This is a genomic window from Thermogemmatispora sp. (assembly GCF_042408735.1).
In the GTDB taxonomy this organism is placed as follows: domain Bacteria; phylum Chloroflexota; class Ktedonobacteria; order Ktedonobacterales; family Ktedonobacteraceae; genus Thermogemmatispora.
Genome location: NZ_JBHOQV010000163.1, coordinates 26,408 through 49,651 on the forward strand (window position 1 = coordinate 26,408; position 23,244 = coordinate 49,651).

Below are 23,244 nucleotides of genomic sequence, written 5' to 3' on the forward strand. Positions count from 1 at the left end.
GCAGAGCAACCTGAGCAGAACAGGCTCGGAAATTGCCTCCGTCAGAAGCCCTGGCCGTTTGCCTCCTACCAGCGCGGCTGATAGCCGGTGGCCAGCTCGCGGCCCTTGCGCCGCCATGAAGGCTCTTTATTGAGCGTTGACTTCGTAATGTTGCGCAGCGCCCGAATCGCCCCGCCATAGGCGCCAGCGATGCCCGTAGAGAGCTTGGCGCCAGGAGGCTCATCCATGAAGGGCATAAACTTATCGGGGAAACCAGGCATCGTACAGCCGATGCAGATGCCGCCCACATTGGGGCAGCCACCGATGCCCGCCATCCAGCCACGCTTCGGCACATTGCACTGCACAACCGGACCCCAGCAGCCGAGTTTCACCAGGCACTGAGGAGCGCCATACTCCTTAGCGAAATCGCCCTGCTCATAGTAGCTACCGCGGTCGCAGCCTTCATGAACCGTTCTGCCGAAGAGCCAGGTGGGGCGTCCAAGGTCGTCGAGGGGGATCATCGGTGCCAGGCCGGCAGCCTGATAGAGCAGATAGAGGAGGGTCTCCATAAAGTTATCCGGCTGCACGGGACAGCCAGGGACATTGACAATAGGGATACCAGCCCAAGACTTCCAGCCATGGCCCAGATAGTCGGCCAGGCCCATCGCTCCGGTGGGGTTCCCCTGCATGGCATGGATACCACCATAGGTAGCGCAGGTTCCAATGGCCACCACCGCCCACGCTTTGGGGGTCAGCCGATCGATCCACTCACAGGTCGTGATCGGCTGCCCAGTTGCCGGATCGGTACCGAGCGCGGCCCAATAGCCTTCGCGCTTAATCCGCTCATTGGGGATCGAGCCTTCGACTACCAGCACAAAGGGATCAAGCTCGCCACGCTCCGCCTGGTACCACCAGGTCATAAAGCTGTCGCCGCCCAACTCATAGGCCAGCACAGGATTGTGCAAATAGACGCGGGGCAGTCCCGGGATTGCGCCCAGAAGCACATCTTCCAGGCTTGGCTGACTGGCCGCCGTAATCGAGACCGAGTCGCCATCGCAGCCCAGGCCCGCGGTGATCCAGACGATATGGACCGCCTCCACGCGCGTCCTGGTCATAGCGGTGCCTCCTTCAACGAGAGCGCGCCAGTGCACGCACGCTCGCAGCCCGGCCAGTTCACTCATGGCCCGGCCCTCCCAGACAGGGTCTCCAACGAACTGACCGGCAGACCAACAAACAACACAGACACGTGCCCTCAATAGAGCCTTCTCTGCCTGTGGATGCGCTAGGGGAGACGCGGGCCTCCTTGCTTGCTCAGCTTAGCAGACTGATCGCCTCCAGCCCTATCGCTTCGACCCCTCCCTCATCCCTATATTGAGGATAGCGAGCAGCACCAAATCGCGAACCCGCTCAGCAGCCCGTCAAGATGGCCCATCACCATCACCCCGAGGGGCGGAGAACACCAGGTCGCAACTCGAGCCTGTTCGTTCGGGAGCCAGGGAGACGATCAGGCCCGCGAACAGGCAGGAGCCAGGCTGAGCCTGGAAGCAGCGAGCAGACCAGGCCACCCCAAGACTTGGTGGAGAAATCGTAAGCTTGCTAGGGCTGATTAAGACTCGTTTCCAGGCAGAACGAAGGGCGCAGGCTCGAGCGGCGAAGCGAGTAGAGCGAAGGAGCAGGCAAGGGGGTTCCGATGTAAGCAGCACAGCCGGAAAGCCCTCAGCCGGTCCGTTGTTCCTCCTCGTGAGCACAACAGGCGCTAACGATCCAACATCCAAGGACCAGCTCTTCCCTGAGAGCAAATAGCGCTTCCTTGTTCAGGTGAGAGCGTTGACAGAAACTTCCGCTCAGGGATGGACTTTCGCTTTTTTCGAAGTATGGTTGAGGTTCATGCCCGGCAAGCATCCCGAGACAGAATCAACTATAACATAGAAAAATCAGGAGAGTCAAGCCTGAATCCCTGCAAAGCAGACATTGGCGTTGCAACGCAGTTGCATCTGTCTCACATTGCTATAGCCTGTTTCACTTCGGACGACTTCAGACCACATCTAAGATTTTCCTACCGGGGGACTTGACAAACGAGCAGTGATCACCCTAGTATATAGAACATGCATTCTAGGCCCAAGTGGGCCGGCATAAAGAAGGGGAAATTACTCCATGACGATACAGCTTCGTCAGCCGCCCGGGGTGACCAGGAAGAGGCAGGCCATCACCGGGGAGGAGGAGGATGATGCCATCTACCTTGCGCCGCGGCTGCCGAGCAGCACACGCCGCTATCAGCCCCTGCCACCCGCCAGCGCGGACGTGGTTGGACCGCTGAGTGGTATTACTGGCCCGCAGCCGGCGGTTTTCATCCAACGGAGGCGCGCCAGTAGCCAGATGAGGCCGGAATACGGAACGACCTCTAAGGCGGTAGTGCCCGAGGGGCTGCGCACGGTGGCGCCGACGCGCATCAAGGCCCGGCGTTCGGGTCGCTCCTGGCTCTGGGCTTTGCGCGCCATCCTTCTGGGCCTCTTGCTCACCGCCCTGCTCGGCCTGGGCCTGGCTTACCTCGGCTCCTGGTGGCAGCTCCATCAGGAGGACGTCCAGTTTGGGCGCCCACGCACCTGGCAGATGGACGCCGTGGTCGGGCACAACGACAGCCCGAGCCACCCCACCCATTTCGTCTTCATCAATCTCAATCGACATGTTGAGATCATCGAATTTCCCGGTGGGGACGGCAGCAGCGCGCGCGTCTACAATGGCCCGGTGCTCTTTGGTCCCAATCAGGACCTGGTACCGATTACCGCCGAGGTTCACGATGTGAACGGCGATGGTCGGCCAGACCTGATCGTCCATATCGGCGAGCAGCGTCTGGTCTTGCTAAACGAGGGGGACACCTTCCGTCCGGCTACCGCCGCCGATCACATCAGCCTCTAAGCCGGGCGCCGGCACAAGCGCGGCGCCTGGGGCCTTCCAGGGCCCCTACCGGATGATCAGAGGGCAGAAGCCAGACTCTCTCGACGCCTGCTCTCAATAGAGCCGGCGACTCGCTGAGCTGGCTTCTGTCCTTTCTTCGCTTCCGAGGCGATGCCTCTTATGGACCACAGGAACCAGCCTGAAGATCCGCCGGCGCCGGCCCCGCTCCTGCGACGCAGAAGGCTAGTCGTCGTGAGCGCGCAGGCTCTTAACGTAACGCAGGTGCTGGCGATCGTGGTCCCAGTCCTCGCGGTCACGCTCGTCACGCCTGATCGGTGTCTCCAGCACCACCGTCAGCCCGGCCAGGCGACTGTCGTTGAGTAGGGCCTGCAGACCGGCCACAGGGATCTGGCCTTCTCCTATCCGGGCATGGACATCGCGATGGCTGCCCAAAGCCTGCCGGCTGTCGTTGAGGTGGATCAGCTTGAGCCGCGGCAGGCCAACCAACTCGGAGAAGCGCTGCAGCATGGCCTCCACTCCCGCAGGCGAGCCGATGTCGTAGCCCGCCCCCCAGAGATGGGCTGTATCCAGACAGATCCCCAGCCGCTCCTGTTCCTCCGGCAACCGCTCCAACACGGTGGCCAGCTCCTCGAAGCGTTGTCCAAGAGTATGGCCGGCCCCAACATCGTTCTCGAGCAGAAGGCGCACCCCGGCTGGCACTCCGGCCAGAACGCGGCGCAGGGCCTGGCTCAGGCGGGCGAGGCCCTGCTCGAGACCGGCCCCGCGATGGCTGCCGACATGTACCACCACGTCGGAGGCGCCCAGTAGAGCCGCGCGGGCCAGCGTCCAGGAAAGCAGGCTGATCGAGGCTTGCCAGGTCTCCTCGCGCGGCGAGGCGAGGTTGATCAGGTAGGGAGCATGCACAACCAGCGGGGCCAGACCCCGCGCGCGGGCCGCCTGAGCAAATTCCAGAGCAGCCTCTTCTCCGCCGGCCGGTGGCCTCCAGCCTGTGGGATTGCTCGCGAATAGTTGGATCGTCTCACAGCCAAGGGAGCAGGCAATCTCTAGGGCCTGCAGCGGTCTGCCGTTGAGCGGCATGTGTCGTCCTATGCGCATCGTGCTCTTGACTCCACCTTCTGCCTGCTTCCTCGCACCGATGGGGCCTGGCCCTCGGCTTTGTCTCCTCCGGCGGCCAGACAGGGGAAGCACAGCTGCTTCCAGGAACTGGACTCAGGGCGCCTGCTCGCGCAGGCTATCTGATGCAGCCGCCCCTTCGCTCAAGGGCAGACGCTCTTGCAGGGCCTGAACGGCGCGTTGGACATCCGGCAGCCCATCGATGTGAGGCAACTCGTCCAGGCTGGTCAGCCCAAACTGCTGCAGAAACTCCGGCGTGGTCGCAAAGAGAGCCGGATGGCCCACCGTGGGAGCCCGGCCCACCTCGGCCACCAGCCCGTGCTGAATGAGGCTCGCCAGGGCCCGATCGCTGTTCACCCCACGAATGGCCTCGATCTGGGCGCGCGTAATCGGCTGACGGTAGCAGATGACCGCCAACGTCTCCAGAGCCGCCGGCGTCAGCCTGGCAGTCAATGGCAGGCCCAGGAGGGCCGCCACATAGCGCGCATTTTCAGGCGCCGTCACGAGCTGCACCTGTGTGCCCAGGCGCTGCAAACGCAGTCCACGTCGCTGCTCCTCCAAAGTACGGGCCAGGGCATGCAGTCCCTTCTGCAGCTCCTCCTCGCTGACGCCCAAGACCTTGCGCAGCTCGTTGTGCTCCAGCGGTCGCCCCGCTACGAAGAGCAGGCTTTCGATGGCCGCCGCCAGACGGACCTCGTCTCCCTGGAGGGTCTGCGGCAGACTGGCCATCTCTAGCGCGCCGCTTGTCGTGCCGCCCTTCGGCGTCTCCACGCTCACCTTGTCCTGCCTCTGCATAGTGAGTGGATAGTGGGTGAGTGAGTCACTAACTGACTGACTAACCTGAGCGATTGGCCCATCCCCCTTTTGCCAGAGAGCCAGGGATGGTGCGGCCATTATACCATAGCCCTTCCGCCGAGCATAGCTGGCAATTTTGGTTCTCCTGGCCCAACTTTGATAAGATATCACTCAAATCTTCTTGCAATGAGCCACTCAATGTGGTATAGTAACAGACAAGATAAGATGTTGGCAAACAGGGGGAGACCAGAGAGCTATGAAGTTAGAGCGCTTAACTGAGAAGGCCCGCGAGGCCATCACGGATGCCTCAGAATTGGCACGCAGCTATAACCATAGCCAGATTGAACCGGAGCATCTGCTCTCCGCTTTGCTGGAGCAGCAGGGAGGGATTACGAGCGAGGTCATCCAGAAGGCCGGTGGCGACCTGGCGGCGGCGCGGCGTGTGGTGCACAATGAGCTGGAACGGATGCCCCGCGTCTATGGGGGCAGCGAGCCGGGTCTATCGCCGCAGCTGCGCCGCGTCCTGGAAGAGGCCTGGCGCCAGATGGGCAGTTTCAAGGATGAGTATCTGAGTGTCGAGCATTTGCTGCTGGCGCTTTTTGAGGTTGGTGGTGAGGCCGTTCAGCGCGCCTTCCGCGCCGCGGGGGTGACGCGCGATACGGCGCTGCGTGCGCTGAGCGCTATCCGCGGCTCGCAGCGCGTGACGGATGAGAATCCCGAGGGCAAGTATCAGGCCCTGGAGAAGTACGGGCGCAATCTGACAGCCCTGGCGGCCCAGGGGAAGCTTGACCCGGTGATCGGGCGCGACGAGGAGATCCGCCGCGTGATTCAGGTGCTCAGCCGGCGCACAAAGAATAATCCAGTGCTGATCGGCGATCCCGGCGTGGGTAAGACGGCCATCGTTGAGGGCCTGGCCCAGCGCATTGTGCGCGGCGATGTGCCCAAGACCTTAAAGGATAAGCAGATTATCGCTCTCGACCTGGGAGCGTTGATCGCTGGCGCGAAGTATCGCGGTGAATTTGAGGAGCGTCTCAAGGCCGTCCTGCGCGAGATCCAGAATTCGGAGGGCCGCATTATCCTCTTTATCGATGAGCTGCATACGCTGGTCGGTGCCGGCGCAGCCGAGGGGGCAATGGACGCCTCTAATATGCTTAAGCCTCTGTTGGCCCGCGGCGAGCTGCATTGCATCGGGGCAACGACGCTCGATGAGTATCGTAAATATATCGAGAAGGATGCCGCCCTGGAGCGCCGCTTCCAACCCATCATGGTCGAGGAGCCTTCGGTTGAGGATACGATCAGCATCCTGCGCGGCCTCAAGCAGCGCTATGAGGTCCATCATGGCGTCCGTATCCAGGATAGCGCGCTGGTGGCGGCGGCGGTGCTCTCGAAACGCTATATCAGCGACCGCTTCCTGCCAGATAAGGCTATCGACCTGATCGATGAGGCGGCCAGCCGGCGCCGGGTAGAGCTGGATAGCACGCCGAGCGAGATCGATGCCCTGGAGCGCCGCATCCGTCAGCTCCAGGTGGAGCATGAGGCCCTGAAGAAGGAGACGGACCCGGCCAGCCGCGAGCGGCGCGAGCGCGTGGAGCAGGAGATCGCCAATCTGAATGAGCAGTTGCATAGCCTGCGCCTCTCGCTGGAACGCGAACGGGAGCCTGTGGAGACCCTGCGCCGCCTGAAGACGGAGCTGGAGGAGGCCCAGGTGGCCCTCGAGAAGGCCGAGCGCGAGTATAATCTGGAGGAGCAGGCCCGTCTGCGCTATGGGGTCATTCCAGAGCTGGAGCGCCGCATCCGCGAGATGGAAGGGAAGTTGAGCGAGATTCAGGGCGCTCGCATGCTGAAGGAGGAGGTCGACGCCGAGGATATCGCCGAGATTGTCTCTAAGTGGACGCATATCCCGGTGGCCAGACTGATGGAGGGCGAGGTTCAGAAGCTGTTGAAGATGGAGGAGCGTCTGCGTGAGCGCGTAGTGGGTCAGGATCACGCGCTGCGCGCGGTCTCGGATGCTATCCGCCGGGCGCGCGCTGGGCTGCAGGACCCCAATCGTCCGCTGGCCAGCTTCCTGTTCCTGGGTCCGACCGGCGTTGGTAAGACGGAGCTGGCCCGCGCTTTGGCGGAGTTCCTCTTCGATAATGAGCAGGCCCTGGTGCGCATCGACATGTCGGAGTACATGGAGAAACACAGTGTCTCGCGTTTGATCGGCGCTCCGCCGGGCTATGTGGGCTACGAGGAGGGCGGCCAGTTGACGGAGGCGGTGCGTCGCCATCCCTATAGCGTGGTGCTCTTCGATGAGATCGAGAAGGCGGCGCCCGACGTCTTCAATGTGCTGCTGCAGCTGCTCGACGATGGCCGCCTGACCGACGGCCAGGGTCGCACCGTGGACTTCAAGAACACGGTGATCATTATGACCAGCAACGTCGGCACGAGCTGGCTGCCCGAGCTGGAGCGGCTCGATGAGGAAGAGGTCCAGCGCCAGGTCCGCCAGCGCCTGCGCGAGGAGGGTTTCCGCCCAGAGTTCATTAACCGCATCGATGAGATCGTGATCTTCCACCCGCTGACTCCTGAGCGGATCAAGGAGATCGTGGATATTCAGATCAATCGCCTTCGCCCGCGCCTGGCCGAGCGCCATATCAGCTTGCAGGTGAGCGAGGCCGCACGCGAACTGCTGGCCAGCGAGGGCTACGATCCAAACTTCGGCGCGCGCCCACTCAAGCGGGTGATCCAGCGCGAGGTCGAGAATCGCCTGGCGCGCGCGCTGCTGGATGGGACGATCCGCGAGGGCGATTCGGTGCAGATCGATGTGCGCGACGGCCAGATTGTCATTGAGCCGCTGCGGGCGGCGGCCCAGGTCTGAGGGGACGGGGCCGTGCCGGGGCGCGGCGGGCCTGTTCAGGCTCGCGCCGCCCTGCAGGCCACCCTCCAGCCGACCCGGGCTGGCAGGCCCACTCTCTTTCGGGAGTTGCTGACCGATGTTACCAGTGGAGAGCGCTCGTGCTCTTGGGAATAGCCAGAGCCAGGACCTGGTTGAGGTGCTGAGTGGGCTGGCCGTGCAGCTACGGGCTTTGCGCGCGCTGCTGGCTGAGCCACCCACCCCTGAGCAATTGGCTCGCGTGGCCCAGGGGCTGGCTCAGACGGAGGAAAGGGTGACGACGCTGCTCGCCGAACTGCGCCTCGCCAGTGAGACCCTTGAGGGAGAAGAGCCGGAGCAGCAGACGGAGCGGCTGGTAGAGGCCTTGGGACGGCTGGTGGAAGAGCGCGCTGAGGCTTTTGGTGCGGCCAGTCGCCTCCAGGTGACGGGCGAGGCCCAGCGACTGGACCCCTCGGCAGCGGTCCTGCTCTATCGTCTGACACGCGCGGCCCTGGCGACAATCGCTCATCACCGGGCCGTCCGCCACCTGCGCCTGGCCCTCCACTACGGTCGCCAGGAGCTGCAGTTGATCCTCAGCGATGATGGGGAGGCCAATGAGGAAGGTCCGGTGGTGGCTGCCCCTCCCTTTACTCCGGCCGCCAGCGGTCAGGAGGCCCTGGAGGCTCTGGGCCAGCAACTGCGCGCTATGGGCGGCAGCCTGACCAGCAGCGCCAGGCCCGGCCAGGGACACGAGATCAGGGCCAGCCTGCCTTACGAGCGCCCGCCCGGTTCCAGTCCGCCGGCACCGGCAGCCGCCAGAGGAACGAGGCCGCCTCCAACGCACCTGCAGACCCTGCGGCTGCTGGTAGTGGCAGGCCAGCCAGTGATGCGCGCTGGCCTGCGTCGTCTTCTAGAAAGCTACCCGGACCTGCAGGTCATTGGAGAAGCAGCCAACGGCATCCAGGCCAGCGGCGAGGTCCTGGAATTGGGCCCACAGGTAGTGGTCTTCGATCTGCCGCTTCTCGAGACGCAAGCCCTGGAAACGCTGCGCCAGATGAAGCAGCTCAGCCCCGATGCCCACATCCTCGTCCTGTCCGCCTCCAGTCGCCCCGAGGACCTCTCAGCCGTTCTACGGGCGGGAGCCGATGGCTACCTGCTCAGGGAGGTGGCCCCCGATGAGCTGGTCCAGGCCATTCGCGCCATCGCCCGAGGCGAAACCGTAGTTCAGCCTCAACTGGCGGCCCGCCTGCTGACGAGCCTCAGCCAGGGAGAGGAGCGCGCTCCCGCTACCAGTCTGACAACGCGCGAGCGCCAGGTGCTGCTGCTGCTGGCCCGCGGCCTGCGCAACAAAGAAATCGCGCGTCGCTTGCAGGTCAGCGAGCGCACTGTGAACTTCCATCTGGCCAATATCTACCAGAAGCTGCACGTCTCGGGACGCACCGAGGCGCTGAGTCGGGCTTTGGAGGAGGGCCTGCTGCCTCTCGACGCCCTGGCCTCGCCCCAACCGAAGGACGAGTGATAGGGGATGACCGGGCCCAGGAGCAGGCCAGGCCAGGGCCGCCGTCAGCCACTCCTCCATCGTTGATTGCGACCCTCCCGTCCCGGACCGCCCGATTCCTGGCGCGCTTCGGCCACAACGAAACCATCTTCCCACTCACCTTGTACTCTTGCATGAGAATATGCTATCCTCACCCTGAGACTGGAGGCGACTTCTTAGTGCGGCATGGGAGTCTTTTCGCCCACCGGGAGCACAGGAGGCAAGACCGGCTGAACCGTTTTTTGCCGCCAGGCCAGACCAGACCGCGCGGGCCGCACTGGAAAGGAATACGATGCTGGCATGGCAGAGAGAAAACAGCAGAACTGGTTTATTCCCCTGCGTGTACGCCTGCGCAGCGGCAACGAGCCGACACGTCAGGAACGGAGCGTCCATCACGAGACTAACCATGCACGGAGTAGGGTTGCTATGACTACCTTCCCCCCGCTCAATACCTCAGCGGAGCGCGAGCGCTTCGCCTCTCGACCTCAGTCCGCCGGACCCACAGTGCCCGCCACAGGCAGCGCCAGCGCGACCGGTACGGCCGGCCCCAGCTCTCCGACCCAGGAGCAGGCGCTTTACACACGCCAGGTCAAGGAGCTGATTCGCCTGGGGAATATGCTGCGCGCCGAGCTGGGCCTGGAGGAGGTGCTCCAGCAGATTGCCGCTTCGATTACCGCCTGCACCGGCTTCCGTAGCGCGGTGATCAAGCTGTTGCAGGAGAATAGCGAGTACCTGAAAGCCGTGGCCTTCGCCGGCATTTCCGCCGAGGATCAGCGCCGCCTCATTGAGCATCCGATGCGGGTGGAACAGATGCTGCGTCAGATGCGGCCAGAGTTCCGCATCAGCCAGAGCTACTTTATTTCGCACGAGCATATCCACGAGTTCGCCGATGTAACGCTGGTTGGTAACATGCCGCTCAGCGACTACCGACCCGGTGGCTGGCACCCGCTCGACATGCTGATCGTGCCGCTCTACAGTCCGCGCAAGAAACAGCTCGTCGGTTTTATCTCCCTCGATGAGCCAGAGGATGGCCAGATCCCCACGCTCGAGCGCATTGAGATCCTTGAACTCTTTGCCAACCAGGCGGCCATCGCGATCGATAACGCCCAGGTCTTCGCGCAGCAGGAGGCCGAGCACCGCGCCCTGCAGGAGGCCATCGCCTCCCTGCGGGCAGACCTGGAGCCGCTGAGCCGCGGCGACCTGCGTGTCCGGCTGCAGGTGCAGCATGCCTCTCTTCAGCCGATCGCCGAGGTTGTCAACGCTCTGATCGAACAGCTCCATGCCGTGGTCTCCGATGTGCAAAAAATCACTCGCCTGCTTGATGACTACGCTCATGGCCTGCAGCGCAGCAGCGAGCTACTGGTACGCGACGCCGATCAGCAGGAGCGCCAGGTCTACCACCTCTCCCACGAGGTGGATCAACTGACGACCCTGATCCGCCAGCTCGGCGAACATGCCGCCCGGCTGACACAAATGACCTCTGAGGCCCTGGATGTGACGGCCAAAGGCCAGGAGACGGTCGATCGCGCTGTGGAGGGTATCCGTCAGGTGCGCGAGGCCACTATGCAGTCGGCCCGCCTGATGAAGCGCCTGAGCGAGAGCGGCCAGGAGATCAACGAGACAGTAACGGCCATCACCGATCTGACGGCCAGCATGAATCTGCTGGCGCTCAACGCGGCGATCGAGGCGGTGCGCGCCAGCGAGTACGGCCAGGGCTTCGCGGTGATCGCTCAGGAGATCCGCACACTGGCGGTGCGCAGCGCCGAAGCGGCGCGCAAGGTCGCTACCCATATTCGAACGGTCCAGCATGAGACGACGGCCATCTCTCAGAGCGTGGAGCGCAACACGCAGCAGGTGATCACTCAGACCGACCTGGTCACCCAGACCGGTATCGAGCTGGATGCTATTCTTACGGTGGCTGAGCAGATCGCCGATCTGGCCGATGTGATCCATGTTGACACGGAACGCCAGAGCAAAAGCTCGCAGCTAGCTGTCGCCTCAGTAGGGGAGATGTCGCGCATGAGCGCCGAATTGAACGAGCACCTGCAGCACAGCAAACAGGCTGTTGACGCCGTGGTCAGTCTGACCGAGAGCCTGCGTCGGCGGGTGGCTCCGTTCAAGGTGATAGAGGAGCTGTGAAGCAGGGTCCATTCACGCCGCGGCGGTCCTTCTGAAGAGAGAGACAGAGACCAGAGCGAGGGGAGCGGACAAGTGGAGAATGAGAGTACGAGCGAGGTGGTCTATCAGTCTCCCCTTCTGCCCCTGGCTGACAAAGGCCATACCGCCCACCCGTCCTGTCGCTGAAGGCCCCAGCCCCGGTTGGATCTGCCTCCGCGGCGCCGCGCCACGCCACGTCGCACCGCGCCGCAGCGGGCAGGGCAGCCCCAAGGGCTAAGGGGAGCAACGGCCGCCCCGGGCAGGACTGACCCGCTCCCCAGCTAAGCCTGACGATACCAGAATTGATTCCAGGCTTCCCAGAAGGTGGCAGCCGTGGAGATCACCGTTCGCGGCCCGACGATCTCCACACCCTGTCTGCCCCTGAAGTCGCTTGCCCGCTCAGGCCCGGCCAATTCGACCTTGAAGGTGACCGGCGAGTCGGGCTTGTAGGGCTTGGGCCAGTTGCGTGTGCTCAGCGCCCGCGCCACACCCGTTTCGATGAGCGAGCAGGCATCGCGCGGCGCCAGATGGACGGCGGAGAAGCAGCTCAGACCCCGCTTGACCTCGGCAGTGACTACCTGTGGGCCAAGGAGCGCTGTGACCTCGCGGCAGGTGGCCGTGTCCCCAGAGACAAAGATGGCAGGTACGTTCCAAGAGCCAGCGATGGCGGCGAGAATGCCGCTCTCGCCTACGAGCGTCCCATTGATGGAAGCATTGTACCAGGCTTCGGAAGAAACGGTGTGGCAGAGCACTCCGTCCGCTGTGCCAGCCATCGCGTGAGCGCCGACAAAGAGAATGGCGTCGCAGCCACGCTCGAAGGCTTCGATGTAGCGTCCCCAGGGATGGCCCAGGACATACTGAGCACCGGACTCTAAACGTTCCGCGAGGAAGCTCTTGAAGTTATAGGCTCCCCCAGCCCCGTGACAGTCTACCACCGTGATCTCCGTGGCGCCAGCGGCGCGGGCCCCACGCACCGCCGCATTCACCTCGTCGGTATAGAGCCTGCGCCCTTCCTCATAAAGAGAGTGCCCAGCCGTGACCTGCTCCCAGGTCTCAATACAGGCCACGCCCTCCATATCGCAAAAAATCACGACACGCATGGAGAAATCCTTCTCAAGCGATGCAGAACGGTCATATACGCCTGTCCACAATCAGTCTGTAGACATCGGCCTTCTCTATCTTAGAGGACGCAGCAGGACTCAAAGGGCAAAAAAAACAAGACCACCCCAATCTTCCTACTCTGGAGTCTCTGGTCCAGCCTTCCCCCGTGGGTGGGGAGGCAGCTCAGGCCCTTGCCTTCCTCCCTCTCTCCCTTTTCTGGCAGGCTCAGAGGCGCCGCCGTTGCCGCTGGGCATATCTGCGCTCTAGCTCTTCGAGGCGGCGCCGCTGGCGGGGGCTAAGCTCGTACTCACGATAGAGGCGGCGCCCAACCTTCCACCCGAAGTAGCCGCAGATGATGGCGGCTACCAGAGCGGCCAGCCCCATCACCACTCTCAGCAAGGCGCCACTGAAGAAGTCGGTCAGCGGAGAGCCAATGAGGCGGGCAGCCACAGGCACAACCAGACTCAGCAAGAGGCCGATGGTCACCCCCAGGCAGCAGCCCAGCGGGCCCCCATTGGTCTCCCACTCGGGAGGGGTCGCTGGCGCTTGGCTTGGAGCGGGCTGCTCAGCTTGCGCCTCAGCTACCTCGGCCTGGGAAGCCGGCACAGAGAGCGCAGCCTCGCCAGCCGTTTGCTCCTGCTTCTGCCGGACCGCCTCCTCAGCAGTCTCCGAGCTGAGCTGCTGCGGGTCATAGTTCAGATCCGACATCGCACCCTTCGTTATCCTCCTCAGAAGGTCCCAAACTGCCGGTCGCCAGCATCGCCCAGGCCCGGCAGAATAAAGCCGTAATCGTTGAGGCTCTCGTCGAGAGCGGCAATATAAATGTCGATATCTGGATGGGTTCGCGAGAGCCGCAGTAACCCGTAGGGAGCGGCGATAATGCCGACATAGCAAATGCGGGGAATGCGGCGCTGTTTCAGAATCGTGATGGCATCGATGGCCGAGCCACCGGTAGCCAGCATAGGATCGACCGCATAGCAGACCTGCAGATTGACAGTACTTGGCAGCCGATTGTAGTACTCCTGCGCCTGGAGGGTCCGCTCATCGCGCCGCAGGCCCAAATGCCAGACCTGCGCGTCAGGAATGACCTCGCGAAAGCCCTCCGCCAGTCCCAGGCCGGCGCGGAGAATCGGCGTAATGCCAATGCCACCAGCCAGGCGCTGGCCGGTGGTTTTCTGCAGCGGGGTCTCCACCTCGACCGGCTCCAGCGCGAGCGAGGCCGTGGCCTCGTAGGCCAGCAAGGCCCCAATCTCCTTGACCAGGCGATAGAACTCGGTTGGCGGCGTGCGCTTGTCGCGCAGGGCTGTCATCTTATGCGCTACTACGGGATGTTGAGAGATATGGACACGTGGCAGATTAAGCACCTCTTCTCGGTGAGGCTGCGGCACTCCCTGCATTGGGAGCACGGGCTGTTCTTCGCTCCGGGTACCCACTTCTGTCATGTTGCCTTCTCCTTGATATGCTCCTGGCGGAAGAAAAGTGGCCTGTACGGTTGCCTTTATGCATTCTATCAGACATAATGAAGGGCGTCGAGAGTGTCTCATTCCGCCCGCCAATTGCCAGCAAGCTGCTCAGCGAGCGGCAGGCATCTGGCGACTGGCATGGGCGGAGGCGGAGCCAGTGGCGGCCCCAGGCTGACCCCGCTTCCTTCGCCTTCCAGCACCTGGGCCAGCCAGTCAGCCAGTGGGTGAGCACGAGCTGGCTGGCAAGAAGCCCGGCCCTGTAGGGCGCGCCGGGCCAGGCTCAGGCCGGTCCGGGTTGGGGCTGGGGCCTTGCGGTACGTGCAGAGAAACGAGTAGGTCACGAGAATCGACCGACTGTGCTATACTAGCCTCATGGTCGTGGGAGTCTGCGAAATCACGCTACATCTGCCGTCGTGCCACTCGCTGAAAGCGAAACGGCAGGTTCTGAAATCGATCATGGCGCGCGTGCGCAACCAGTTCGAGGTAGCGATTGCCGAAGTGGATGGACATGACCGCTGGCAGATCGCGCACCTGGGACTGTCTTACGTGAGCACCAGCAGTCAGCACGCCGAAGAGGTACTCGATCACGTCTGGCGCTTTATCGAGGAGACCCGCCCCGATGTGATCGTGACCGACGCCAGGACCGAGGTCATGAGCTGGTGATGGTGATGCCCTCCCCTGCCAGGTCCGCCAGACCAAGCTGAGTAGTGAAGATAGGCATGATGTCATCAGTAGAGCAAGTGGAGAGCACGCCTGGCCAGAGCTGGGGGAACGCTCGTTCTGTCTCTGTGCTTGGCGTGCGCATCGATCGCGTTACGCAGGAGGAAGCACTTACCTTTATCGAGGAGCGGATTCGCCGCCGGCGCGCCAGCGGCAATCGTCTGCCCTGCTGTCAGGTCGCGACGGTCAACCCTGAGTTTGTGATGGAGGCGCGCCGCAATCCGGCCTTTCGCCGGGTCCTTGATGAGACGGCGCTGAACGTGCCCGATGGCATTGGCGTGGTCTGGGCCAGCCGCTATCTAGGCCAGCCCGCCCCCGAGCGCATCACGGGGACCGATCTGATTCCAGCCCTGGCGGAGCGCTGTGCCATCCACGGCTACCGTCTCTATTTGCTGGGCGCCGCCCCCGGTGTGGCAGAGGCCGCCGCCGCCCGCCTCTGCAGCCGCTTCCCGGGCCTGCAGATCGCCGGCACTTACGCCGGTTCGCCTGATCCCGCCGAAGAGGAAACTATTCTTGAGCGTCTGGCCGCCGCTCAGGCCGACCTGCTCTGCGTGGCCTACGGCGCCCCCGCCCAGGAATTATGGATCTGGCGCAATCTGGCGCGCCTGCCAGTGGCCGTCGCTATAGGAGTCGGCGGCGCTCTCGATTTCCTTTCGGGCCACAAGAAGCGGGCGCCTCACGCCTGGCAGCGCCTGGGCCTGGAATGGCTCTATCGCCTCTACCGCGAGCCGTGGCGCTGGCGCCGCATGCTGGCGCTGCCCCGCTTTGCACTGCTGGTAATCTTCAAGGGACGAGGAAGGCACTCACAGGCATGATGCAGGAAGAGCTTGGCGCCAGCAGGCTTGAACGCCTGCGGACCCTTATTTCGGCCTTCGCCGGTAAGCGCGTGCTGGTCATCGGCGATATGGTCGCCGATGAGTATTTGATCGGGCGACCGACGCGCATCGCGCGCGAGGCGCCGGTCTTGATCCTCGAGCTGAGCGAAGAGCGTACTATTCCGGGCGGGGCGACAAACGTGGCCGTCAATGCCCGCGCACTGGGCGCAGAGGTCTTTCTGGCCGGCGTGGTTGGCGATGATGCCCCCGGCGCCCGTTTACGTCAGGCCATTCGCGATTGGGGCATTCATCAGGAGGGCCTCTTCACTGACCCCCATCGCCCGACCTCCACCAAGACACGCATCCTGGCCGGAAGCCCGCAGGTGGTCCGTCAGCACATCGTGCGCCTGGACCGCGTCGATACCTCGGAGGTTGCCGAACCCTGCAAAAGCCAGATCATCGCTTATATTCAGCGGATGCTCCCCGCGATGGATGCGGTCATGGTCGCCGATTACGAAAACGGGGTGATCAGCCCCGATATCATTGCCGCCTGCCTGCCACTGGCGCGCGAGCTGGGCAAAATCATTGTGGTGGACTCGCATGGCTCGCTCTTTCGCTTTCAGGGCGTGACGGCCTTAACGCCGAACCAGCCCGAGGCCGAAGCGACCCTGGGCACGACGATTCGCAATGAGGAGGAGCTGAACGAGGCCGGGCGCCGCCTGCTAGAGGGCAGCCAGGCCCGCGGTGTCCTGATTACCCGCGGCAGCGAGGGGATGAGCCTGTTTGAGGCTGGCAAGGAACCGCTGCACCTTCCGATCTACCGCCTGAACCGCCACAGCAGCGAGGTGGTTGATACGAATGGGGCCGGCGATACAGTAGCCGCGACCTTCACCCTGGCCCTGACGGCCGGCGCGACGATGGCCGAGGCCGCCTTTCTCTCGAACGTGGCCGCAGCCCTGGTGGTCCGCCGTCTCGGCTGCGCCAGCAATACACCGGAAGAATTGATGGATGCGCTGCATGAGTAACCATAGCGAAGAAGCACCCGAGCAGAGAACCGAGAGGGAGAACCAGCGCGCCTCAGTCCTGTCCCAGGCCGCCGAGCGCTTCGCCGGGCCCCTGGCAACGCGCGCCAAGATCATGGAGCGCGAGCAATTGGCCACCCTGGTAGGCAGGCGTCAGCAGGCCGGCGAGCGGGCAGTCTTTACGAATGGCTGCTTCGATCTGCTGCACCTGGGCCATGTGCGCTATCTACAGGAGGCCCGTGCCCTGGGCGATTTCCTGATCGTTGGACTGAATAGTGATGAGAGCGTGCGGGCCCTGAAAGGTCCCGGGCGACCTTTGGTGCCTCAGGAGGAGCGGGCCGAGATTCTGGCGGCCCTGGCTTGTGTCGACTACGTGACCATCTTCGGCGAGCCAACGGCCTGCCATCTGGTAGCGTTGTTGCGCCCAGCGATCTACGTGAAAGGCGGAGACTACGCCGCTCCCTCGACAGCAGCCCATGGCGGCAACGCGCCCGATCCTACCCGCCTGCCAGAAGCCCAGGTCGTCCAGACCTATGGCGGCAGCGTTCGTCTGCTCCCATACCTGGCCCATCATTCAACGACCGAGCTGATCATGGCCATCAAGCGTCTGCCTTGAGTATCGGCCCTCTTGCTTCTTTTTCTGGTTTTTATTTTGCTGCCTGTCTATCTGGCCTCCCTGGCCTGTCGGCCAGAGGCTTTCCGCTCTTGCGCTGGCTGGACTGAGCGGGCCGAGTCGGCGAGGGGCGGCGAGGATGGCCAGGCGCCCGATAGCCGGACAGGCAAGCCCTAAATCGCACGGAGATAGGATCAATCTAGCCTATGGCAGACTACGAAGGACTTCATCCGGCCCAGCCCGAAGCGGAAGCGGAGGAATCACCAGCCCAGGGGCCCGCCTCTGAGCCGCAGCCGCTGATCATGGTAAGCCCACCGACCGTCGAAAGAGAACTACCGCTGCCGGTCGAGGTAGGAGAAGAGCAGAGCGAGAGCGCAGCCACGCCGGCAGCCCCAGCCAGCCCCCATGGCCAGGTCGCGCGCGGCGCCTCACTCGTTATGCTTGGCAATCTGGGCAGCAGCATCATGGGCATGGTGCGCCAGATCGTCATCGCGGCCCTCGGCAAGAGCATCGCCGGACCATTTCTGGCCGCTAGCGTCTCCATGCAAACCTTCTATGACTTCGTCATCAATGGCTCGGTCGATAAGGCCCTGATCCCTACCTTCAGCGACTACGTGGCGCCCGAGAAACGCCAGGAGTTTCGCCAACTGGTCTTTACCCTGGTGAACGTCGTCACCCTCCTCATGCTCTTGATAGCCACCGCCTACGCGCTGCTGGCGCCTTTCTTTGTCAACTTCATCGCCCAGGGCTATACGGGAGCTGAGAAGACGCTGACGCTTCACTACTCGCAGATCATCTTTTTCTCGCTCGTCGGCCTTGGCCCTTTCTCGGTCCTGTTAGCCGCTCTCTATACGCTGCGAGAATTCGGCTGGCCAGCCTTTGCAACCGCCGCGTTCCACATTGGCATCATCGTCGGCGTCATCGTCGGCGCCATCATCGGTGAGCAGCACTTTGGCCAGTACGGTATCGCCTGCGGGGTATTGCTGGGTGCCGCCGGCGAGATCCTCCTGCTGTTACCGGGGATACGGCGTCAGAAGCTGGGCTATCTTTTCGCCTTTCGTCTCCGTCACCCGGGCATTCCGCGCATTCTCAAGCTCTATGCCCCAGTGGCCGTCAGCTATTTTGTCCTCAACGTGCTGCTGGCCAACTTTGATTTGCACCTGGCCTCGCTGACGCCCGGTGACGGAGCCGCCAACGTCACCGCTCTCCAAAACGCTACCCGCCTGCTGCAGTTCCCCATTGGACTGGTGGCCTCGGCTTTGGCCTTCTCGATTTTGCCGCTGCTCTCCGTTCAGGCCAACGCTGGCGAGGAGGAGCAGTTTAAGGAGACCCTGATGGCCGGTATTCGCCTGGGACTGATGGTGATGATTCCAGCAGCCCTGGGACTGATCATACTGCGCCAGCCGATCTGCGATCTGATCTATCGCCACGGTCGCTATACCCAGCACGATACCATCCTGGCGGCCACAGCCCTGCAGAACTACGCCTATCAGTTGCCCTTTGTGGCCGTCGATCAGCTCCTGATGGCCGCCTTCTTCGCGCGCAAAAATACAGTTGTGCCGGTCACGGTGGGCTTCATCACGATTCTGGGCTATCTGGCCGTTGCTCTGCCGGGCTACAGCACAATCGGCATGCCAGCCCTGGCCTTCGCCAATACGGTGCAGAACTCCTCGCACGCCCTGATCCTGCTCCTGATCTGGAGGGCGCGGCACGGCTCTCTACGGCTGCGCCAGACTCTCCCCGCCCTGGGCAAGATTCTGCTGGCCGCCAGCGTTATGGGCCTTACTGCCTGGCTGCTGCAGATGGGACTGGAACACCTGCCCTTCTTCTCACCGGCGACAACACTGGGCGCCCTGCTGACAGTGGTCGTGGCTGGCGGACTGGCAGCGGCGGTCTACTTCGCCTGCATCCTGGCCTTGCGGGTTGAGGAGATTCACCTGCTCACCCGGGCCGTGCTGGCCAAACTGGGCAGAAAATGAGAACATTCCAGGCTAGCAAGCGAGCAGTTCAGGCTTGCTCCTCTCCGAGCCTGCCTGGTCCAGGCAGGCAGAGAGCGCAGCCGGGTCAGAGAAGGCTTCGCGCGGCGCACAGGCGGTGAGGAGGTCCCTGGGCAAAGCAAAGAAAAGAAAGGAAGGCGCCAGTAAAGGCAGCCGGGCGGCTAATCGTCCGCTCAGCTCAGCTCAGCCCGGCTCGGGCGGAAACCGGGTTGGCAGCCTGCCCTGCCCAGGCGTGGCGGAGCAGGAGAACGCGATGGACGGGAGTGGCCACCGGGCCGGCCAGGCTGCCAGAGCCGCTCTGGGGCTTTCAGGTCACGTAGATGCTGCCGGCCCGCCAGGTATCGACGGCATGCTCAACGGCCTGAATGTAAGCTTTCTCGTCATTGTGATCGGCAGCCGGAGCATACTTCGGGATGATCTGCTCGATGGTCACAAGGCCCCACTGGGCCACGTAGAGATTGCGGATCAGCTTGTACCACTGGAGGAAGCCATCTTCCCAGCTATACATAATGGCAAAGCCATGCCCGTCAGGACTGGTACAGGGACGAGTGGGAATACAGCGGATGTTGCCGAGCGACTTCGTCTCACGCGCTACCCCCTGGGTGCCAAAGGTGCTTTCATGCATAAAGAAGGCCAGCGCATAGACCGGGTCGATGCCGTACTGCACGCCATAATCGTAGAGGGCTTTGCCTTTGCCAGCCGCCGGCGAGTGATAGGCGGCAAGGACCTTATTAATGAAGTCGGCGCTGATTGTCGGTTTCCCCAGGACCGAGTAAGGACCGGGATGGGAGGGAATGCTTTGTTTGGGTGGTAGGGGGCCAGTGCTGGTCTCCCAGGTGTTGAAGGCGTCGAAGGAACCGCCAATCTGTACCGGATAGACCTGACCGGGTACGGTCACCAGATTGAGATGCGTGCCCCGCTCATAGATGACCGCACTCAACATGACCAGCAGCCCGAGGACAACCGCGGCCAGGCAGATCAAAAACGGCCCAAGCCAGTGCCTCTGGGCCCTCAACGTCCCCGCGGGGAGACGACTCTCCGGCAATTCAATCGTTGTGACTGGCAAGGAGGAGGCCCGCCCCCGCATGCGCGGCGCCTCCGTCACTCCTCCTTCGTCTGCGGGCAGGATGCGCGTCGCCCTGCGCCGCGGGGGCACAAATAATAACGGTTGGTCCTCTGATTGGCTGTTGCGTCTGTAGCTGCTCCCGTTCGCCATGCATAGGCCCCTTAGAACTTTTGTTCTCGTCTGGCAACGCAAAGATGCGGCTATTGTAACACAGCACTTTGCAAGGATGCAAGGAGTGATTGCATGCTCTGCCGCAGTGATAGGTTGACATCTATCTGCGCTTGTCCTGGTACTAGAGAGCATACCATAGACCTGCTAAAAATGCCAGTTGAGGCACTCGCTTACAGGGGAAGAGAGTCACTACTTTCAGGTAACTTGTGTCTCAGCGTCGCTGTCAGTAGGATTGCTGGTAACTAGAAGAGCGCCTCTCTCGTACTCCCACTAGAGACCTCGCAGGCGAGAGCGCCTTGAGCAAACTGGCCTCTGGCAGTGTCGATTCGATTTTCGCCTCAGACGACCTGCCCAGCAGAGACAGCCTGGCCAGGTGGGGGATGGTGAAGGGGGGACGCGAGGGATGACATCACTCAGGAGGAGAGGAAAGAGGGAAACGGTGCTGGAAATCCTTGGGGCTATTGGCGGCATTGTCTTGATCGACCTGGTGCTCAGCGGCGATAACGCCCTGGTCATTGGGGCCGCGGCAGCACGATTACCGCGGCGAGAGCGCTGGCTGGCGATCGTAATCGGCGGCGGGGGAGCCGTGGTTTTGCGCATCCTCTTCGCGATCGCCGCTACCTTACTACTGACGTTCCCGCTTCTGCAAGCCTTGGGCGGAGCGGTCCTTCTCTATATTGCTATTCATCTGCTGGTAGAACGCATCAATCACCCAGAGAACCAGCAGTCATCTGGAGGCGGAGGCGACGGTTCGTCCAGAGCAGGCGCGCTCTCCCAAGAGGGCAGACACTCGCTCGGGCGGGCCTTGCTGACCATTATGATTGCCGACGCCACCATGAGCCTGGATAACGTCATCGCTGTCGGCGCTTTGGCTCACGGCAATCTGCTCTTGCTGGCGGCCGGCATATTGCTGAGCTTGCTCATCCTGCTCTTTGGCAGCGCCCTGGTCGCGGAGCTGATCGGACGCCTTCCCTGGCTGCTCGATGTGGCGGCCCTGGTCCTCGGCTGGACGGCAGGCCATATGATTCTGAGCGACCTGCGTCTGGGACCATTCTTGAAGCAGGTCTGGTGGAGCGAATACCTGGTCTATGCCATTTGTCTCGGCCTGATCCTGGCCGTCGACATCGCTCTGCGCCTGCGCGCGCGCCGGCCACAGCCGCAGGCTGCTTCTTCCTCTTCCCACTCTGCGACGCCCCCGGAGTCCCGCCCGACGGCGGCAGGTTCCATGCGCGATGAGATCTCTCTGCCGAGAAGGCCAGATGAGCGAGCACAGCGTTAAGGTCCTGGACCAGCTTGAGCAGCTCTATGAGCAGTACGGCTACCTTGCCGCGCTGCTGGGAGCCTTCTGCGAGAATACGGCCCTGCTGGGCTTGCTGCTGCCTGGCGGCTCCCTGGCCCTGCTGGCAGCCTTTCTGGCGGGCAGTGGCCAGCTCAATATCGGAGGAGTTTTTCTCTGCGTCTGGCTGGGCACGCTGCTCGGCTATCACTGCGATTATCTGATGGGACGCCTACTGCTCGCCAGGGTCGTCTTCCGTCGCTTTCCTGTGGGCTACGGTCGGCGCTGGCGGCTGGCCGCCCGCCTGCGACTGGCTCGACGCTGGCTCCATCGTCATGGGGGAAAGGCTATTGTCTTCTCCCATCTGGTCGGTCACATGCGCTCCCTGACTGCCCTCAGCGCCGGCATGCTGGCTATGCGTTACCAACGCTTTTTGCTCTGGGAGCTGCTGGCCGCCGGCTTATGGAGTGGCCTCTACTGCCTCCTCGGCTACTTGCTGGCCGGCGAGTACGCGCTGCTGAGTCGCCTGCTGCAGGGGAGCGGCTGGGCCGCCTCCCTGGTGGTGCTGGGCATCGCCCTGGGCTGGATGGCCTGGCGCCTGAGTCGTTCGCGCTCGCGCTCCAGGCGGCGAGGCCCGCGGTCAGCTTCGCGCCCCATCCCTGAGATGGGGCTTGCCCTAAGCCAGCACCAGAGCGACCCTGCTACCAGCGAGCGCGCGCGCCCAGGTGCCTAAGATAGAAAGCTCGCAATTCAGCGTCAGGTCCTGTGCAGTTCTTGCTCTCCGCTCCTGTCCTGGGAGCCGTCCGTGGCCGGGATCCGGCTGCGCTCGCTGGCTCTGTCGGATCAGCCAGCCGCAACCGCTTGTCGCCTCTCCGCGCGTAGATTATAATGGGAGCACAGACCGCGCCAGCCAGGAACCGGTTTGTTGCACAAGAGGAGCGGCGTATGCACGTCAGCGAGCCTGCTGAATATGCCATTCTGGGGCTACTGGAGGCGCGCCCCATGCATGGCTATGAGATGTTCCAGCACTTCCAGGGCGGTACGCTGGGCCAGATCGTCCACCTGGAGATGAGCCAGATGTATGCCTTTCTCAAAAAGCTGGAGCGGCTCAACTATATCGTTGCGGAGCTGGAGCCGCAAGGCTCGCGTCCACCGCGCAAGGTTTTTCATCTGACCGATGCTGGCAGGGACTACTTTCGGCACTGGCTGACGGAGCCAGTTGAGCGCCCGCGCGATATTCGCATTCTCTTCTTATTGAAGCTCTACTTTATCCGCCACGTTCTTCCCGACGAGCTGCCCTCGCTGATCGAGCGCCAGATCGCCGCTTGCCAGGCCTTCCTAGAGCATCTGGAAGAGCTGCAAGCCCATCAGGAGCAGCGCGCCCCTGTACAGGATCTGACCTTCTTTGAGCGCGTCGTCTTGCGCAGCCGCCTCCATCAGACGCGCGCGCTCATCGCCTGGCTTCAGGAGCTGCAACATGACTGCAGCCTTGTGAGCAGCAGGCCCTAGCCAGAGGGACCGGCCCCTCTTTAGCGACCTGATCATCAGGATAATAGACACGAGACTGCCCCACCGCCTGCGCTCTCTTCTCTCATTTGACGCCCCTTCCCCGCTATGCTACTATTCTTTAATAACCAGATCCAAGCCTTCGA

Annotated in this window: 19 protein-coding genes; 12 read left to right on the forward strand and 7 right to left on the reverse strand. The window is 62.9% G+C overall.

Annotated features, from left to right (window positions below):
- Positions 1 to 65: 65 nt before the first annotated feature.
- Positions 66 to 1,094: a hydrogenase expression protein HypE gene (locus ACFMO7_RS18320; protein WP_376796934.1), complete on the reverse strand. Its 1,029-nt coding sequence runs from the start codon at positions 1,092 to 1,094 to the stop codon at positions 66 to 68.
- A gap of 1,039 nt (positions 1,095 to 2,133) precedes the next feature.
- Between ACFMO7_RS18320 and ACFMO7_RS18325 the strand changes: the two genes are divergently transcribed.
- Complete coding sequence (locus tag ACFMO7_RS18325; protein ID WP_376796935.1) at positions 2,134 to 2,895, forward strand: FG-GAP repeat domain-containing protein; 762 nt, start codon at positions 2,134 to 2,136, stop codon at positions 2,893 to 2,895.
- A gap of 222 nt (positions 2,896 to 3,117) precedes the next feature.
- On the opposite strand, the gene ACFMO7_RS18330 is transcribed toward ACFMO7_RS18325, so the two are convergent.
- Entirely contained in the window at positions 3,118 to 3,990 is an 873-nt protein-coding gene (locus ACFMO7_RS18330; protein ID WP_376796936.1) for a deoxyribonuclease IV, read from the reverse strand.
- 114 nt (positions 3,991 to 4,104) lie between these two features.
- Positions 4,105 to 4,779, reverse strand: a complete 675-nt coding sequence (scpB, locus tag ACFMO7_RS18335) for an SMC-Scp complex subunit ScpB (protein ID WP_376796937.1) — start codon at positions 4,777 to 4,779, stop codon at positions 4,105 to 4,107.
- Positions 4,780 to 5,059: 280 nt separating this feature from the next.
- Here scpB and clpB point away from each other — a divergent pair, with 280 nt between their 5' ends.
- The 3 genes from clpB (at position 5,060) to ACFMO7_RS18350 (ending at position 11,330) form a co-directional block, all read left to right on the forward strand.
- Complete coding sequence (clpB, locus tag ACFMO7_RS18340) at positions 5,060 to 7,660, forward strand: ATP-dependent chaperone ClpB (protein ID WP_376796938.1); 2,601 nt, start codon at positions 5,060 to 5,062, stop codon at positions 7,658 to 7,660.
- Between the two features lie 115 nt (positions 7,661 to 7,775).
- Positions 7,776 to 9,173, forward strand: coding sequence for a LuxR C-terminal-related transcriptional regulator (locus tag ACFMO7_RS18345; RefSeq protein ID WP_376796939.1), 1,398 nt, complete (start codon positions 7,776 to 7,778; stop codon positions 9,171 to 9,173).
- Positions 9,174 to 9,491: 318 nt separating this feature from the next.
- Positions 9,492 to 11,330, forward strand: a complete 1,839-nt coding sequence (locus ACFMO7_RS18350; protein ID WP_376796940.1) for a methyl-accepting chemotaxis protein — start codon at positions 9,492 to 9,494, stop codon at positions 11,328 to 11,330.
- 299 nt (positions 11,331 to 11,629) lie between these two features.
- Here ACFMO7_RS18350 and ACFMO7_RS18355 read toward each other — a convergent pair whose 3' ends face one another.
- The 3 genes from ACFMO7_RS18355 to upp form a co-directional block, all read right to left on the reverse strand.
- Positions 11,630 to 12,448 (reverse strand): M55 family metallopeptidase, encoded by an 819-nt coding sequence (locus ACFMO7_RS18355; RefSeq protein WP_376796941.1) that lies wholly within the window; start codon positions 12,446 to 12,448, stop codon positions 11,630 to 11,632.
- A 226-nt stretch (positions 12,449 to 12,674) separates the two neighbouring features.
- Positions 12,675 to 13,157 (reverse strand): hypothetical protein, encoded by a 483-nt coding sequence (locus tag ACFMO7_RS18360; protein WP_376796942.1) that lies wholly within the window; start codon positions 13,155 to 13,157, stop codon positions 12,675 to 12,677.
- Between the two features lie 20 nt (positions 13,158 to 13,177).
- On the reverse strand, positions 13,178 to 13,846 hold the full coding sequence (upp, locus tag ACFMO7_RS18365) for a uracil phosphoribosyltransferase (protein WP_376796958.1): 669 nt from the start codon (positions 13,844 to 13,846) through the stop codon (positions 13,178 to 13,180).
- 438 nt (positions 13,847 to 14,284) lie between these two features.
- Here upp and ACFMO7_RS18370 point away from each other — a divergent pair, with 438 nt between their 5' ends.
- The 5 genes from ACFMO7_RS18370 (at position 14,285) to murJ (ending at position 19,061) form a co-directional block, all read left to right on the forward strand.
- Positions 14,285 to 14,575, forward strand: a complete 291-nt coding sequence (locus ACFMO7_RS18370) for a DUF503 domain-containing protein (RefSeq protein WP_376796943.1) — start codon at positions 14,285 to 14,287, stop codon at positions 14,573 to 14,575.
- Between the two features lie 56 nt (positions 14,576 to 14,631).
- A complete protein-coding gene (locus tag ACFMO7_RS18375) occupies positions 14,632 to 15,447 on the forward strand; it encodes a WecB/TagA/CpsF family glycosyltransferase (protein WP_376796944.1) in 816 nt (271 codons plus the stop codon).
- On the forward strand, positions 15,444 to 16,472 hold the full coding sequence (locus ACFMO7_RS18380; RefSeq protein WP_376796945.1) for a bifunctional heptose 7-phosphate kinase/heptose 1-phosphate adenyltransferase: 1,029 nt from the start codon (positions 15,444 to 15,446) through the stop codon (positions 16,470 to 16,472). Before ACFMO7_RS18375 ends, ACFMO7_RS18380 begins: the two co-directional genes overlap by 4 nt.
- Positions 16,465 to 17,085 carry an adenylyltransferase/cytidyltransferase family protein gene (locus tag ACFMO7_RS18385; RefSeq protein ID WP_376796946.1) on the forward strand — a complete coding sequence of 207 codons (621 nt, stop codon included), beginning with the start codon at positions 16,465 to 16,467 and terminating at the stop codon, positions 17,083 to 17,085. The genes ACFMO7_RS18380 and ACFMO7_RS18385 overlap by 8 nt, the downstream gene beginning before the upstream one ends.
- A 203-nt stretch (positions 17,086 to 17,288) precedes the next feature.
- A complete protein-coding gene (gene murJ, locus ACFMO7_RS18390) occupies positions 17,289 to 19,061 on the forward strand; it encodes a murein biosynthesis integral membrane protein MurJ (RefSeq protein WP_376796947.1) in 1,773 nt (590 codons plus the stop codon).
- Positions 19,062 to 19,386: 325 nt separating this feature from the next.
- Here the strand turns inward: murJ and ACFMO7_RS18395 are convergent, their stop codons facing one another.
- Positions 19,387 to 20,295, reverse strand: coding sequence for a hypothetical protein (locus tag ACFMO7_RS18395; RefSeq protein ID WP_376796948.1), 909 nt, complete (start codon positions 20,293 to 20,295; stop codon positions 19,387 to 19,389).
- Positions 20,296 to 20,755: 460 nt separating this feature from the next.
- On the opposite strand from ACFMO7_RS18395, the gene ACFMO7_RS18400 reads away from it, so the two are divergent.
- From ACFMO7_RS18400 to ACFMO7_RS18410, 3 genes are all read left to right on the forward strand, one after another.
- Positions 20,756 to 21,595 (forward strand): YjbE family putative metal transport protein, encoded by an 840-nt coding sequence (locus tag ACFMO7_RS18400; protein ID WP_376796949.1) that lies wholly within the window; start codon positions 20,756 to 20,758, stop codon positions 21,593 to 21,595.
- Positions 21,576 to 22,325: a DedA family protein gene (locus ACFMO7_RS18405; protein ID WP_376796950.1), complete on the forward strand. Its 750-nt coding sequence runs from the start codon at positions 21,576 to 21,578 to the stop codon at positions 22,323 to 22,325. The genes ACFMO7_RS18400 and ACFMO7_RS18405 overlap by 20 nt, the downstream gene beginning before the upstream one ends.
- 212 nt (positions 22,326 to 22,537) lie before the next feature.
- The gene (locus tag ACFMO7_RS18410) at positions 22,538 to 23,101 is read left to right on the forward strand and encodes a PadR family transcriptional regulator (protein WP_376796951.1); all 564 of its coding nucleotides are present in this window, start codon (positions 22,538 to 22,540) and stop codon (positions 23,099 to 23,101) included.
- Positions 23,102 to 23,244: the final 143 nt, after the last annotated feature.